Below are 15,125 nucleotides of genomic sequence, written 5' to 3' on the forward strand. Positions count from 1 at the left end.
CAGTGAGGAATGTTGAATTGTTACAAATACATTGATATTTCATACACATTTACTTGATTTCCCATAGCGTTAACTGGTATGATATATCTTAAGAACGAAGGAAATGTTAAGGGAGAATACCTATGTCAATGGATAAAAAATATACGATAAAATACGGAGCTGTCCAAGTGTTCTATTGGGCAGCTTTTTGCTCTTTACTTGGCTTTGTTGCCGTCTTTTTGTTGGACAAGGGATATACCAACTCGGAGATAGGGATTATTATTGCTCTTTCCAATGTACTGGCTGTTTTTTTGCAGCCGCTTATTGCGAGTCTGGCAGATAAATATGAGAATGTGACAATAAAGACAATTATCTGGATATGGACGGCTGTTATCTTCATTACTGCCCTGGGACTTACTCTGTTAAAAGAAGCCTCTTTTTTGGTAAGTACTTGTATTACTTTGGCTATTGTGGGCGTTATGGTACTTCAGCCCTTTATCAACACGATATCGGTACAGTTGGAAGAAAGGGGAATCTTCGTTAATTTTGGCGTATGCAGGGCATGCGGCTCTTTTTCCTATGCTGTAATATCCACTGTGATAGGTGTTTTATTAAGGTATTATACGGTATCTTTGATTCCCTTTTCCACGGTTATTCTCGCTGTAGGAATATTTGGCAGTGTAAGTATTTTGCTGAGGCAAAAGAAGGACTTAAAAGAAGGAGAACAGTGGGAGAAAAAAGGTCATGACTCTGTGGACAAGAAGAGAAAGGAAGAGACGAAAGAGGCGCAAGATTTAGTTACATTTCTCAGATTACATATGAAGTTTTTTATCTTTTTGGTAGGAGTTACTTTCATTTTCTATTATCATGTATTAAGCTGTAATTATCTGTTTCAGATTATCGAAAGCGTAGGCGGTGACAGTGCCAGCATGGGGGTGGCAAGTGCCATTTCTGCGGTGGTGGAGCTGCCGGCGATGATACTGTTCATTAAAATCGTGCAGAAAGTGGGATGCAGAAAATTGCTTCGCATTTCAGGTTTTTTCTTCGTAGTGAAAAGCATTCTCTTTTTTATGGCAACCTCGGTGGAAATGATTTATGTGGCTCAACTTTTCCAGTCAGGCGGCTATGCACTGTTTATACCGGCTTCTGTCTATTATGTAGGAAAACTTCTCAATCGGGCGGATATGGTTAAAGGACAGTCGTTGGTTACGACGGCAATTACCTTAGGCGGCGTATTCGCCAGCGTAGTTGGTGGACGTATGTTGGATAACTATGGTGCAAGTACCACTCTACTCGTGGGAGCCATTGTGGCTGTGATCGGCGTAATTAGCATGAGCCTTTCTGTGGAAGAGGTCTGAGGAGGAGAACCAGGCAGAAGGAAATAAACGTTCGCCCTATCTCTTCTTAACTATTTTTCGTTACGTACCGATATATAATAATAGAATATGCATTGTGGAATCAATAAGGAATACATAGGGGAAGAAAGCTGAAAGAAAAGCATTTTCAGCTTTTGATTTTGAATCCGCCGGGGCGGACGCGAGGTATAAAAATGAAAGCGGTAAGAATCAATTCGCTAACAGAACTGAATATGAGCACATCTAAAATCGGTCGGAAAGAAGAAAGGAAAGGACAGATTAGTAACGGTGCCATTTTTGCCGGGAATATAGACGGTATGATGACGGACCGTGCGGAAAGTAAGCGGTTACAGGCAAGAAAGCAGGTCGCAAAGATGATGAGAGACCAATTTGCCAGTGATCAGAAGATTACGGACAGACTAAACGAAATGCGCGACGGCCTGGAAGAGTTGAGAGAGAAGAGAAATAGCCTTGTTAACAATAGCCGTTACAGAAATGACGGGATAGAAGAGATGAGGCGCTTACAAGAAACGTATGGCGTCTTGGATGATAGCCGGGAACAGAAGGATTTGGAGTTGATCCGGAAGGCATATGCAGCCATAAAAGATGGTACATTGGACGGCTTGAATGAGGAGGAGATAGAAAAGCTTGCAGAAATGGGGCCTTTGACCGAATATCAAAGAGAAGCGTTAGCGCTTGATCGTGCTGTTTCCGCATTCAATGAATCCGTTTCACAATTGGATAATGCGATTGAAAGCGGTGTCCGTGCTCTTGCTCAGGCTAATATTGATCTTGCCAAAAACACCGGGATGATTAAAGTGACTAAGGCTGTAGAAGAGCTCTTGAAAATAACTTCGGATTCTATTATTAATATGTTGCGTACAGAAGCGAAGTCGCATCTGGATGAGGACATGCAGGAACTTGTGGATGCGGCGAAGGAAGCAGCGAAGAAAAAGAAAGAAGAACAAGAACGCCTGCAGGAAGTAAAGGATGAGAAGAAAGAGCAGGAGGAATTGGTAGAGGAAATTAGTAAAAATGCCTTGGATCAGAAGGAGCTGCAGCAGCAGATTGATAAGATATTGCGGGACGCAGAGTTGCTGGGAGAGGATATCAAGGGGCTTATGGTAGATGGACAGTTATAGAGATATAAGAAAATAGGGAAGGGGACAAAGATCAATAAATGATAATGAATTGGAAGCTAAGCGGGAATGCTGAAATAAATATGGCTGCTGAATCAGGGAATGCAAGAGCAGCATTCGGACAGCAGGTTTTAGATTATGTATTTTGTAAGGAGACAGGTAAAAGCGAAGAGGATAAAGCGAAGTATGCACAGAGAATTTATGCGAAGATACGGGCAGGGAAGAAGCTTACGCCTGCGGAATTGGACTTTTTATCCAGAACTGATCCAATCATGTATGCCAAAGCGTTACGAGCTCAAATGATGCGTCAGGCACTGGAGAACAGACTGAAAGCGTGCCGTTCGAAGCAGGAAGCGGAAGCGGCCTATCAGTTGGCGATGAGCAGTATCAGTGAAAAAGACCCCGATAGAGAAATGCTGACAGCCGCACTTACCGATGCTTATAAAGAATTCAAAGAAAGCGGTGAATATGAACGTCTTCCGGAAAAGACAGAAAAAGAAGAAAATAGAAATAGTAACGGAATAGAAATGCCTATAGGTGAAGTACAATATATCGTTAATGGAAATGGTTATCAAGAGACTTACAAAGAGACGGAAAAAGAAAGTTCCTTTTTCGCCCAGACATAGAAAATAGAAGCGTGGGAATGAAAAAGAGAATATAAACTTTGAATAAAGAAAAGAGAGGTAGGGATTATGGGTTATCATGTGGTTTCTTTTGAAGAGAGAATCAAAGAAAATATCAGAAGTTATGCTATTAAGAATCTGTATTCCATAAAAGATCTGGAGAAATATCTTGGAGCGATTGTGGATGAGTATGGTGTGGAACTGCTTTTGACCGATCGCCATGGAGAAAGAGCAATTACCCTTGGTAACTTTGATGGTTTTGTGCCGGATGTGGTGAATCAGCCGGGAGAGAAGTTAAGAATCTGTAATCGTACGGTAGGACATTTGTATGTGAAATACGATAAGGTTTTGGAGGAAAGAAAAGAGAACGCCCAAAAGTTCGTAGATTTATCTCTTTCCTTACTTGCCCGCCTTGGCAATGAAGTCTACATGCATAGGGAATCCATCTCTTATATGGAAGAGCTGGAGCTGAAACTGAACAAGGAACATTACCAAAATAAATATGGTGAAAAGGAAGATATTCTCACAGGAGTATATAGTAAGAACTATATGGAGATCCGGATGAATGTGTTGGATCGTGCAGAGATGGTCCCGGTTGCCGTTTTGAATATCAATATTAACGATTGGAAGTTCGTCTATGATAAGTTCGGTGTGGATGAAAGCGATAGCCTTATACAGCTTGTTGCTTCCATTGTAATGAACGAAGCGAAGTCGGAATACATAATAGGCAGAATTGATGGGGATGTTTTCCTTGTACTTATTCCGATGGCAGAGGAGAATGAGGCAGAGGATTATGCCGAGAGAATACAAAAGGCTTGCCTTGCCTATAATGAGAATACTGTGTTAGCACCATCGGTTGCTATAGGAATTGTTTATAAAACGAATGTGGAGGAACCGCTTAAGGATAAAATATCGGATGCAGAATATGAAATGTTCAATAATAAGCTGGAAATTAAAAGCGCGCCCGGATACAAGGAACGCCTTGAACGCGGTCTGCAGAAGTAAAATCCTGCGGATTGTTCCGCACTTTGTGCCTCACGATCCTAAATATAAAATAATTATTAAATAGTAAAATATAAAAGAAAGTAAGAAAACAAAAGAAAAAAAGAGATAACGTAAGATAAGTGAAGATAACGGGCATTTGTTTTCTGTGATTACAGTTGCAAATACTTGCATATAAATCTAATATATGTTTTAGCAATTAGCACTCGATGAAAAAGAGTGCTAGCAATTTAAAAAGAAAATTGAATTTGATATAAGGAGGTTTCGAAAATGAAGTTAGTACCATTAGGTGACAGAGTAGTATTAAAGCAACTGGTAGCAGAAGAAACGACCAAGTCAGGAATTGTACTTCCCGGACAGAATAAGGAAAAACCGCAGCAGGCGGAAGTTATCGCAGTAGGTCCCGGTGGAATGGTGGACGGCAAAGAAGTGAAAATGGAAGTAAAAGTAGGAGATAATGTTATTTATTCTAAATATGCCGGTACAGATGTTAAAGTTGATGAAGAAGAGTTCATCATCGTGAAACAAAGCGATATCTTAGCAGTAATTCAGTAAATGATAGAAACAATTATTCAGGAGGTTTAATGACATGGCAAAGGAATTAAAAAATGGCGCAGAAGCCCGCGCAGCATTAGAGGCAGGCGTTAATCAGTTAGCGGATACGGTAAGAGTAACTTTGGGACCTAAGGGAAGAAACGTAGTGCTGGATAAATCTTTCGGCGCACCCCTTATTACCAATGATGGTGTTACGATTGCAAAAGAAATCGAACTCGAAGATGCCTTTGAAAATATGGGAGCACAGCTTGTAAAAGAAGTGGCGACGAAGACAAATGACGTGGCTGGTGATGGTACAACAACCGCTACCGTACTCGCACAGGCGATGATTAACGAAGGAATTAAGAATCTTGCAGCAGGAGCTAACCCGATCATCTTAAGAAAAGGTATGAAGAAGGCTACGGAATGTGCAGTGGAAGCGATCGAGAAGATGAGCTCTAAGGTAAATGGAAAAGAACAGTTTGCCAGAGTAGCAGCAGTTTCTTCCGGCGATGATGAAGTAGGCCAGATGGTAGCCGACGCTATGGAGAAGGTATCCGGCGATGGCGTTATCACAATTGAAGAATCTAAGACAATGCAGACAGAACTTGACCTCGTAGAAGGTATGCAGTTCGATAGAGGATATATTTCCGCATACATGGCAACAGATATGGATAAGATGGAAGCAGTTCTTGATAATCCTTATATCCTGATTACAGATAAAAAGCTTTCCAGCATTCAGGAGATCTTGCCTCTTTTAGAGCAGATCGTACAGTCCGGTGCGAAGTTACTTATCGTAGCTGAAGACGTAGAGGGAGAGGCTCTCACTACATTAATCGTAAATAAACTTCGTGGAACATTCAACGTAGTTGCAGTAAAGGCTCCGGGCTATGGCGACAGAAGAAAAGCTATGCTCGAAGATATCGCAATTCTCACAGGTGGTCAGGTTATTAGTGAAGAACTCGGCCTTGATCTGAAAGAAGCTACGATGGAACAGCTCGGCCGTGCGAAATCCGTGAAAGTACAGAAGGAAAACACGGTAATCGTTGACGGAGAAGGCGATAAAGAAGCGATTCAGGCAAGAATTGCACAGATTAAGAAACAAATTGAAGAGACTACTTCAGATTTCGATAAAGAAAAACTCCAGGAGCGTCTTGCAAAATTGGCAGGAGGAGTTGCAGTTATTCGTGTAGGTGCTGCTACAGAGACCGAGATGAAAGAAGCGAAGCTTCGTATGGAAGATGCTTTGAATGCAACAAGAGCAGCAGCGGAAGAAGGAATTATCGCAGGTGGTGGTTCCGCGTATATCCATGCGTCCAAGGAAGTTGCGAAATTAGCAGAGGTATTGGAAGGCGATGAGAAGACAGGAGCGAAGATTGTTCTGAAGGCATTAGAATCTCCGCTGTATCATATCGCGGCTAATGCAGGTCTTGAAGGTTCTGTAATTATCAATAATGTAAAAGAAGCTGAGGTAGGCATAGGATTCGATGCATTAAAAGAAGAATATGTAGACATGGTTGCAGAAGGTATTCTTGATCCCGCCAAGGTAACAAGAAGTGCTCTTCAGAATGCAACGAGTGTAGCTTCTACACTTCTTACAACGGAATCCGTTGTAGCGAACATCAAAGAAGATGCCCCGGCAATGCCTGCCGGAGGAATGGGCGGAATGATGTAATTTCTGTCACCATTTGTAAAATATCGGAATATAGTGAAAAGTATGAGGCTGCAAGACCGGAAGGGTTGCAGCCTCAATCTATTAGATTGACTTAATAAATAATTAATAATATAATGGGATTCGATAGACTTATCGCAGAAAAGAGCAGCGAGCTGCTGACTATGAGGAAGGTGAGATTATTCATATGAAATTTACATTTGCGCATAATAATTTTAATGTAGTTGATTTAGAGAAGTCTGTGAGCTTTTATAAGGAAGCGCTGGGGCTTAAAGAGATTAGAAGACATAAGGCTTCGGACGGCAGCTTTGAGCTCGCTTTTTTAGGTGATGAAAGGACAAATCATCAATTAGAGTTGACATGGCTACGCGATTGGGAAAAGGATTCCTACAATTTAGGCGATAATGAATTTCATCTTGCCTTTGTGGTAGATGATATGGAAGCTGCTTATAATAAACATAAGGAAATGGGATGTATTTGTTTTGAAAATAAAGAGATGGGTATTTATTTCATCAATGACCCTGATAATTACTGGATAGAGATTGTGCCTAATAAGTAGGTATAAGTGAGGGTAGTGAACTGTTACAGAGATTGTGCCGGCGAAATGAGAATGGATAAATGGAAATGGAGAAGCAGACGATGAAGAAATTGGAAGAATATGTAAGGAGTATTCCGGATTTTCCAGAGGAAGGTATTATTTTTAGAGATGTGACGAGTGTGTTGCAGGATGCGGATGGTTTACAGCTCGCGGTGGATACCATGCAGGAGTTGGTGAAGGATTTGGAATTCGATGTAGTGGCAGGCCCTGAGTCAAGAGGATTTATTTTCGGGACACCTATTGCATATAATTTGAAGAAGCCTTTTGTGCTCATTCGTAAAAAGGGAAAGCTTCCCTGTGAAACGGTAGCCATCGATTATGATCTGGAGTATGGTAAGGCGACGATTGAAATGCATAAGGATTCCATCAAGCCGGGGCAAAAGGTACTAATTGTAGATGATTTAGTCGCGACAGGCGGAACGACGCAAGCTATGATACGCCTTATAGAAACTCTTGGCGGAGAGGTGGTAGGTATTGTTGTATTGATCGAGTTGGCAGGTTTGAAGGGACGCGATAAATTAGAGGACTATAGACTGGAATCAGCGATTTGTTATGAGGGGAAATAGGGTAACTGTGAGGGCACTGAACAGTTATGAAATAGGAGATAGGGGAATTAGATAAGACTATTATATAAGCTATTAATAAAATCAATAAGAATATATGGCCGGTGATAAGTATGACAGAAGAAAAGAAAGAGAAAAAAACAGAAATGAAAGAAGTGGTCTTCGATGACGGAAAAATTGAAGACATTCAGGAATTCCAGAGTCCGGAACAATTGTTTCAGGACCTTATTTCCCGTGTGCGGAAATATCACCCGTCAGATGATATCTCATTGATTGAAAAAGCGTATAAGATAGCCTATGAAGCTCACAAGGATCAAGTGAGAAAGTCGGGAGAGCCGTATATCATTCATCCTTTATATGTAGCGATTGTTCTGGCGGATTTAGAGTTGGATAAAGAGACTATCGCTGCGGGACTAATGCACGATGTGGTAGAAGATACCATTATGACGGAAGAAGAAATTGAGAAAGAATTCGGTTCGGATGTGGCGTTGCTGGTGGATGGCGTTACGAAGCTCCAACAGTTGCAGCTTTCCGGCGATAACGAAGGAAAGACTTCCGATAAGCTGGAATTGCAGGCGGAGAATCTTCGTAAAATGTTTCTTGCCATGGCCAAGGACATTCGGGTCATCTTAATTAAGCTTGCGGACAGATTGCATAATATGCGTACGTTAAAGCATATGCCTCCCGAGAAGCAGCAAAGGATTGCGAGGGAGACCTTGGATATTTATGCGCCTATTGCGCAGCGGCTCGGTATTTCTAAGATTAAAGTAGAGCTCGATGACCTATCATTAAAATATTTGGAGCCGGAGATTTATTATGATCTGGTGAATAAAATTGCGATTCGCAGAAGTGAGCGTGAAGATTATATTCAGGGAATTGTAAATGAATTGAGCACACATATTGAGAATGCGGATATTAAAGCGCAGATCGATGGCCGTATTAAGCACTTTTTCAGTATCTATAAGAAGATGGTGAATCAGGATAAGAGTATCGATCAGATTTATGACTTGTTCGCTGTTCGAATTATTGTGGACTCGGTTAAGGATTGCTATGCGGCACTCGGTGTGATACACGAGATGTATAAGCCAATTCCGGGTCGTTTTAAGGATTATATCGCTATGCCAAAGCCCAATATGTATCGTTCGCTTCATACGACGCTTATCGGTACGAATGGGCAGCCCTTTGAAATTCAAATCCGAACCTATGAGATGCATAAGGCGGCGGAATATGGTATTGCGGCCCATTGGAAATATAAAGAAGCCTCTGACGGAAAGAAAGCGCAGGAGCAGGAGGAAGAAAAACTCGTCTGGCTGCGTCAGATTCTGGAATGGCAGAGGGATATGTCCGATAATAAGGAATTCCTGAATCTGTTGAAGAGCGATCTGGATCTGTTCTCAGACAGCGTATACTGTTTTACTCCTACGGGGGATGTGAAGAATCTTCCGGCCGGTTCTACACCGATTGATTTCGCCTACAGTATCCATAGTGCAGTAGGTAACAAGATGATCGGTGCCAGGGTAAATGGCAGACTGGTAACTATCGATTATGAGATTAAAAACGGTGACCGTATTGAGATTATGACTTCTCAAAACTCCAAGGGTCCCAGCCGTGATTGGCTGAGCGTGGTGAAAAGTACCCAGGCTAAGAGTAAAATTAATCAGTGGTTTAAGAATGAGTTAAAAGAAGATAATATTATTAAAGGCAAGGAACTTCTTGCAGCTTATTGCAAAGCAAAAGCAATCAATACTCTCGATATTATGAAGCCGGAGTATATGAATGCGATTATGCAAAAATACGGCTTTAAGGATTGGGATTCTGTTCATGCGGCAGTGGGGCATGGCGGCTTAAAAGAAGGCCAGATCATCAACAAGATGCAGGAATTGTATGATAAGGCTCATAAAAAGGAGATGACGGATGAGGAGGTTCTCGCCTCTGTAGCCGAAGGAGCCAGCCACAGAAAGGTAGTCGCCAAGTCAAAGGGCGGTATTACGGTGAAGGGGATTCACGATGTAGCGGTACGTTTCTCCAAATGTTGCAGTCCGGTTCCGGGAGATGAGATCGTCGGCTTCGTAACGAGGGGAAGAGGAGTATCTATCCATCGGACAGATTGTATCAATGTAATAAATATGCCGGAAATGGAACGGATAAGGCTTATCGATGCAGAATGGCAGCAGTCGTCGGAGGAAATGGCGAGTGAGAAATATATTGCCGAAATCATGATATATGCCAATAACCGCAGTGGTCTTCTGGCAGATATATCGCGTAGTCTGACGGAGAAAAATGTGGATATTTTATCGATGAATACGAGAACGAGTAAACAGGGACTGGTAACGATGTCCATGTCATTCGAAATTAGAAGCCGGGAAGAATTAAATAGAATTATTGATAAGATTCGTTCGGTGGAAAGTATTATCGATATTGAGAGAACGACGGGATAAGAATGGGTACGCAATAGCGAAGATGTAATGAAGAAAGAGGTAAGCATGGCAAAGTTGAAAATCGGACGCATGGTGCTTGGAATTTGTCAAACAAACTGCTATTTTCTCTATCGAGAGGGAAGCAGCGATGCAATAGTGATCGATCCGGCAGATTCCGGAGATTATATTTATGAAACTTTAAATGAGAATGGTCTTGTAGTCAAAGGAATTCTTTTAACGCATGGACATTTCGATCACATATGGGGAAGCGAAGATCTTCGCCGGTTAAGCGGTGCGAAGATATATGCTTCTAAAGAAGAAAAGGTGCTGTGCGAGGATGCAGAGAATAATGTGTCAAGGCAGGCGGGCCGGGCTTACACGGTAGTGCCGGACGTATATTTGGAAGATGGGGAAGAAGTAACGATCGCAGGAATTACATGTAAGCTGATCGCTACCCCCGGACATACGATCGGAAGCTGTTGCTTTTATATTGAAGAAGAGGGCATTCTTATAAGCGGCGATACACTGTTCCAGGAATCGGTGGGAAGAACTGATTTCCCAACGGGAAGTATGAGTGCACTTACAAGAGCAATTAAGGAAAAGTTGTTCGTTCTTCCCGATGGAGTAAAGGTATATCCGGGGCATGGAGATGCGACGGAAATCGGATGGGAGAAGCAGCACAATCCCTTTTTGTAGGAGTGGCGGACAGAATATAAAGAGCGTAGTAGTATAGAAGGGACATCGGCAGCTTTTACTACGTTATAGTGAATAAATAAAAGTACCGGGAAACAATACCATGTGTTGTTTTCCGGTACTTTTATTTATATTTATCAGATTGATTATAAAAGCAAAAATATAAATGATAAAAATGTTTTATTAATATGCCTTTCAGTATATCTGCTGTAATGATTTTCGCGATGTTTTTATACATTTAAAATCCATATATTTTGTTATTGACAATAGTGTGTGGTATACACTATAATGTAACACACAGGGAAAGAAAAAATGGAAAGGGGCATAGTTATCAAATGGAAGAACTGAACGAAATATTATCATCTCTAACTTTGGAACTTCGAAGAGGGACTATTGTCCTCAGCGTTCTTAGCCAGTTAAGCAAACCGCAGTACGGATATACCTTAGTCAAGGCTATGGAAGATAAAGGAGTCCCTATAGATACCAATACTCTCTATCCGCTGCTTCGCCGATTGGAGAAACAGGGACTTCTTATCAGTGAATGGGAGACGGATGGAAGTAAACCAAGAAAATATTATAGGAGAACTATTCTGGGTGATGCGGTTTATGACAGGTTGGTAAAGCAATGGCGGGAAATGACAGAAAGTATGAATCACCTGCTGGAACAAGGTGTATAAGAGGAGGGAGCAGCTCAATATGAAAAATCATACATCTCACGAATTTGTAGAACGATATTTATATGATGTAGTAAGACATCTGCCTGAGAAACAAAGAGAAGATATAAAAAGGGAACTGCGTACTTTGATAGAGGATATGATAGAGGAGCGGGAAGAAAGTGGTGAGTATAGCCGTGAAGAATGTGAGAAGCTAGTACTGAACGAATTAGGGAATCCTTCCAGGATGGCAAGAAGCTATCGGGGAGACCATGATGCTTTAATCAGTGGAGAGTATTATGACAGCTACCGCTATTTATTGAAAATTATTCTTATTTGCGTTGGAGCAGGTCTCCTTATCTCCAACATTATTTCAGCGATGGTAACGGTAATAGATGCTGAATCGATTACGAGCGGATTGTGGATGGAGTTATTAGGTATAGGAGTTACAATTCCTTCCGCCTTGCTTGAAGTGTTTGGAGTTATTACTCTGATTTTTGCACTGTTACAAAGATACCATGTGAAGCTCGACACGGAATCCGAAGCTTGGTCCGTAGAAAAGTTACCGCCCATTCCTTATAAAAAAGCGCTCATTAGCAGAGGGGAAAGTATAGTGGGTATTGTGTTTGGTATCCTGATCCTCGTTCTTTTTGCTTATAAGCCGCAATTGATGGGCGTATGGGTCACATTGGGAGAATCGATAGTATCCATTCCTATATTTGACTTCTCCGCTTGGAATAGAGCATTCCCATTTATCGCTATTAGCATCATGACGGGAATTATCAGTGACCTTGTGAAGCTTATTGCCGGACGTTATAATTATCAGGTAATGATAACAACTATTGTAATGGATGTTATAGGATTTGTTATGGCTGCTATTTTCTTAAAAGGATTTCCCCTGTGGAACGCAGACTTTGTGACGAAGCTGCGGGAAGTAACAGGGAAGGCGATCACAGGGAAAAACGATATACTGACCTATTTTAATACGGATGTTTTCACAAATGGATTATTAACATTAATTTTATTTTGCTTTTTGATAGACGCAGGAGTTTCTGTTTATTATACCCTAAGGTATGGAAATAATAAGGACTGAGCGGATTCAGTATCCCTTGGTAGATGTGGGCGTCGTAATTAGTTCCTGAAGCCCCCGTTGCCTTCTGAGGACACCGAGGAGCATAGCCATAAAATATGTATAAATCGTGTTGCTCGAGATTTCTTCAATAAGCCGGGGAATCCATATCACGCTGAATGGAAGGAGTTTCCATGAAGAGAAAACTTCTCGCAGCACAAAAGTATTGAGAGTAGTGACAATCAGGCCGGAAACCAGCAGAACAATAAGAAGCTGGGGAACTTGGCCTTTTTGTGTATCTTTCAGAAACTTCTTGGATATAAAGAAATCGGCAAAAAGGAGAACTATTCCAAGAATGGCACTGCCCATCACTCCTGTTGTCATAAAGAGAATATACGTGGCAAGATTCCCGGAAGGATCCTTGGTGTCAATCGTTCTGGAAATCAGCATCTTACTGACAAGGTGCATATTCTCCGTATTAATTTCTTCTTTCGGTACTGTTTCGTAGAAACCGGCGTGAATGCCATCCGAAGATAGGAAGGTAATATTAGAGATACCGACTAACAATAAGAGTATAGAACAGGTTATTACGATAACTCTCATTTTCTTGCTGCTTCTATGACCTAAGAGAGACCACAAAGCACCTCTGATAAAGCCGCCGCAGACAGCAGTTATGGTCATAAGCGGAATAAACGGACCGGTGGGTTTGATGATAAAGCCCAGAATATCATAAATTCCCGAGACAATCATTCCATATATGGGACCGAATAAAATGGCAGGCATAAAAGAAAAGATATCCGCAATCCCGATACGCATACCATTTTGCCCGAACAGAGGGACTTCAAAGGTAAACATCGTTCTAAGAACGATGGCAATACTAAGAAATGCCGCAGAGATTGTAATGCGGCGGACATATAAAGATGATTTTTTCAATATAATATCTCCCTTCACGATTATCTATATTTATGTAAGAAACCTTTTCAGATTACAGAAGCTGTATCTGCTTGGATATCGCCTTATACATAAAATACTGGAAAATGAAGATTCTGGCAAGATAAATTATTACAGTGCATATCCTACAGGTGTGCACTGTAACAACATCCTGCCCATTTAAGTCGCCTGCGGCGAGGGGCTGGATGTGCTGAAGCGCCGATATTTAATGACTCCGATGCCGTGCAGCGAAGTGCACGACACGGTCTTAACAGTAACTAAATTCATTCCTAAATAAAAAGTCTTTGTTTAAAGTGCAGTAAATGATATAATGTAATAATTATTCAACGCATAGAGGAGAAATAATAAATGCTTGTAATTTACATTAATAAACCGCAATTCGAATACGATATCCATTCTCTCGTGAAAGCTTTTTATCCGGAAGAGGAAATAAAGGTATCGTGTGAAGAAGAGCTGAAAGAAGCACATAATATATCGATTCAATTTGAAGAAACTCATATACAGATGACCCTCATAACAGTACAAGGGCCTCGGAGCACATTTGGAATTAAGGAAGTATCTCACAGTAAGGATGCTGACCGCCAGACGGTGAGAGATCTGTTAAAACAATTGATTTACAAAGGGCTATCGGAACATCTCGGAAAAGAGCTGCCCTGGGGAACGTTGACGGGAATAAGGCCTACGAAAATTCCTATGGCTATGCTGGAGGAAGGGAAAGGTGAGGGAGAGATCCTTCGCCATATGAAAGAGACATACTTAATCAGTGAGGAAAAAGGTACCCTTAGTATTGATATTGCGAGACGTGAGAAAGAGCTTCTTTCTACCTTGCATTATCAGGATGGATACAGCTTATATATCGGAATTCCTTTTTGTCCTACTACTTGCCTTTATTGTTCTTTCACCTCCTATCCGATTGGGGCATGGAGGAAGAGGGTATCGGATTATCTGGAAGCACTGGAGAAGGAGATGGTCTTCGTTGCAGAAGCGTTCCGGGATAAAATATTGGATACGGTTTATATTGGCGGCGGCACACCCACAACGCTGGAGCCGGAGGAGCTGGACAGGCTGCTTACCGCATTGAAGACCCATTTTGATCTGAGCCGCTTGCAGGAATTCACGGTGGAGGCCGGACGGGCTGACAGCATTACGAGAGAGAAGCTAAAGGTGTTGAAAAGGCACGGTATTACCCGTATTTCGGTAAACCCGCAGACGATGAAAGAAGAGACTTTGAAGCTAATCGGAAGACAACATAGTGTTTCACAGGTAAAAGAAGCATTCGAGGCAGCCAGGGAAGAAGGCTTTGATAATATTAATATGGATATTATCCTGGGGCTCCCTGAGGAGTCGAAGGAAGATGTAATTCATACGATGGAAGCTATTAAAGAGCTGTATCCTGACAGTCTGACCGTTCATTCTCTGGCAATTAAGCGGGCTTCGAAGATGAACGAATGGATTGAAGAGAAGGGAATTGCTACGCTTCATAATACGGATGTTACTATGCAAATAGCAGCAGATGCAGCCCTGGATATGGGAATGGATGCGTACTATTTATACCGTCAGAAGAACATGTCCGGCAATTTCGAGAATGTAGGATATGCGACTCCCGGTAAATACGGAATCTATAATATCCTCATTATGGAAGAGAAGCAGACGATAGCAGCCCTCGGAGCTGGGAGCATATCCAAGGCAGTATTTCCGGACGGGAGAATTGAACGGACGGACAATGTAAAGGATGTAGCCTTATATATCGAACGGATCGATGAGATGATCGAACGGAAGCGGAAGTTGTTTGCCTGGGATTTTTCTGTTGAAAAACAGTAAGAAACAGTGTAAAATCGACTAAGTGACAGATGTAATAGAGAAAGTAGCTATTCAGC

Annotated in this window: 14 protein-coding genes; 13 read left to right on the forward strand and 1 reads right to left on the reverse strand. The window is 41.7% G+C overall.

Annotated features, from left to right (window positions below):
- Positions 1-122 precede the first annotated feature (122 nt).
- The 12 genes from RBB56_RS15115 to RBB56_RS15170 all read left to right on the forward strand — a co-directional run bounded on the left by RBB56_RS15115 (position 123) and on the right by RBB56_RS15170 (position 12,321).
- Complete coding sequence (locus tag RBB56_RS15115; RefSeq protein WP_306719784.1) at positions 123-1,337, forward strand: MFS transporter; 1,215 nt, start codon at positions 123-125, stop codon at positions 1,335-1,337.
- A gap of 191 nt (positions 1,338-1,528) precedes the next feature.
- A complete protein-coding gene (locus RBB56_RS15120; protein WP_306719785.1) occupies positions 1,529-2,476 on the forward strand; it encodes a hypothetical protein in 948 nt (315 codons plus the stop codon).
- A gap of 44 nt (positions 2,477-2,520) precedes the next feature.
- Positions 2,521-3,099, forward strand: coding sequence for a hypothetical protein (locus RBB56_RS15125; RefSeq protein ID WP_306719786.1), 579 nt, complete (start codon positions 2,521-2,523; stop codon positions 3,097-3,099).
- A 66-nt stretch (positions 3,100-3,165) separates the two neighbouring features.
- The gene (locus RBB56_RS15130) at positions 3,166-4,101 is read left to right on the forward strand and encodes a GGDEF domain-containing protein (protein ID WP_306719787.1); all 936 of its coding nucleotides are present in this window, start codon (positions 3,166-3,168) and stop codon (positions 4,099-4,101) included.
- Positions 4,102-4,368: 267 nt separating this feature from the next.
- Positions 4,369-4,653 (forward strand): co-chaperone GroES, encoded by a 285-nt coding sequence (locus RBB56_RS15135; RefSeq protein WP_306719788.1) that lies wholly within the window; start codon positions 4,369-4,371, stop codon positions 4,651-4,653.
- 34 nt (positions 4,654-4,687) lie between these two features.
- Positions 4,688-6,307, forward strand: coding sequence for a chaperonin GroEL (gene groL, locus RBB56_RS15140; RefSeq protein WP_306719789.1), 1,620 nt, complete (start codon positions 4,688-4,690; stop codon positions 6,305-6,307).
- 184 nt (positions 6,308-6,491) lie between these two features.
- Positions 6,492-6,863: a VOC family protein gene (locus RBB56_RS15145; RefSeq protein WP_306719790.1), complete on the forward strand. Its 372-nt coding sequence runs from the start codon at positions 6,492-6,494 to the stop codon at positions 6,861-6,863.
- A gap of 80 nt (positions 6,864-6,943) precedes the next feature.
- Positions 6,944-7,468, forward strand: coding sequence for an adenine phosphoribosyltransferase (locus RBB56_RS15150; protein WP_306722182.1), 525 nt, complete (start codon positions 6,944-6,946; stop codon positions 7,466-7,468).
- 110 nt (positions 7,469-7,578) lie between these two features.
- Entirely contained in the window at positions 7,579-9,903 is a 2,325-nt protein-coding gene (locus RBB56_RS15155) for a RelA/SpoT family protein (RefSeq protein ID WP_306719791.1), read from the forward strand.
- Positions 9,904-9,948: 45 nt separating this feature from the next.
- Positions 9,949-10,578, forward strand: coding sequence for an MBL fold metallo-hydrolase (locus RBB56_RS15160; RefSeq protein WP_306719792.1), 630 nt, complete (start codon positions 9,949-9,951; stop codon positions 10,576-10,578).
- 332 nt (positions 10,579-10,910) lie between these two features.
- A complete protein-coding gene (locus tag RBB56_RS15165; protein ID WP_306719793.1) occupies positions 10,911-11,252 on the forward strand; it encodes a PadR family transcriptional regulator in 342 nt (113 codons plus the stop codon).
- Between the two features lie 19 nt (positions 11,253-11,271).
- Positions 11,272-12,321, forward strand: a complete 1,050-nt coding sequence (locus tag RBB56_RS15170) for a permease prefix domain 1-containing protein (RefSeq protein ID WP_306719794.1) — start codon at positions 11,272-11,274, stop codon at positions 12,319-12,321.
- Positions 12,322-12,327: 6 nt separating this feature from the next.
- On the opposite strand, the gene RBB56_RS15175 is transcribed toward RBB56_RS15170, so the two are convergent.
- Entirely contained in the window at positions 12,328-13,230 is a 903-nt protein-coding gene (locus RBB56_RS15175; RefSeq protein ID WP_306719795.1) for an ECF transporter S component, read from the reverse strand.
- A 366-nt stretch (positions 13,231-13,596) separates the two neighbouring features.
- Between RBB56_RS15175 and hemZ the strand changes: the two genes are divergently transcribed.
- A complete protein-coding gene (gene hemZ, locus RBB56_RS15180; RefSeq protein WP_306719796.1) occupies positions 13,597-15,069 on the forward strand; it encodes a coproporphyrinogen dehydrogenase HemZ in 1,473 nt (490 codons plus the stop codon).
- Positions 15,070-15,125: the final 56 nt, after the last annotated feature.

Source organism: Kineothrix sp. MB12-C1, from assembly GCF_030863805.1.
Classification (GTDB): Bacteria; Bacillota; Clostridia; order Lachnospirales; family Lachnospiraceae; genus Kineothrix.

Excerpts from the sequence above, each read along its gene's own strand:
- RBB56_RS15115 (WP_306719784.1), top strand. The coding sequence starts at position 123 with ATGTCAATGGATAAAAAATATACGATAAAATACGGAGCTGTCCAAGTG.
- RBB56_RS15120 (WP_306719785.1), top strand. The coding sequence starts at position 1,529 with ATGAAAGCGGTAAGAATCAATTCGCTAACAGAACTGAATATGAGCACA.
- RBB56_RS15125 (WP_306719786.1), top strand. The coding sequence starts at position 2,521 with ATGAATTGGAAGCTAAGCGGGAATGCTGAAATAAATATGGCTGCTGAA.
- RBB56_RS15130 (WP_306719787.1), top strand. The coding sequence starts at position 3,166 with ATGGGTTATCATGTGGTTTCTTTTGAAGAGAGAATCAAAGAAAATATC.
- RBB56_RS15135 (WP_306719788.1), top strand. The coding sequence starts at position 4,369 with ATGAAGTTAGTACCATTAGGTGACAGAGTAGTATTAAAGCAACTGGTA.
- groL (WP_306719789.1), top strand. The coding sequence starts at position 4,688 with ATGGCAAAGGAATTAAAAAATGGCGCAGAAGCCCGCGCAGCATTAGAG.
- RBB56_RS15145 (WP_306719790.1), top strand. The coding sequence starts at position 6,492 with ATGAAATTTACATTTGCGCATAATAATTTTAATGTAGTTGATTTAGAG.
- RBB56_RS15150 (WP_306722182.1), top strand. The coding sequence starts at position 6,944 with ATGAAGAAATTGGAAGAATATGTAAGGAGTATTCCGGATTTTCCAGAG.
- RBB56_RS15155 (WP_306719791.1), top strand. The coding sequence starts at position 7,579 with ATGACAGAAGAAAAGAAAGAGAAAAAAACAGAAATGAAAGAAGTGGTC.
- RBB56_RS15160 (WP_306719792.1), top strand. The coding sequence starts at position 9,949 with ATGGCAAAGTTGAAAATCGGACGCATGGTGCTTGGAATTTGTCAAACA.
- RBB56_RS15165 (WP_306719793.1), top strand. The coding sequence starts at position 10,911 with ATGGAAGAACTGAACGAAATATTATCATCTCTAACTTTGGAACTTCGA.
- RBB56_RS15170 (WP_306719794.1), top strand. The coding sequence starts at position 11,272 with ATGAAAAATCATACATCTCACGAATTTGTAGAACGATATTTATATGAT.
- hemZ (WP_306719796.1), top strand. The coding sequence starts at position 13,597 with ATGCTTGTAATTTACATTAATAAACCGCAATTCGAATACGATATCCAT.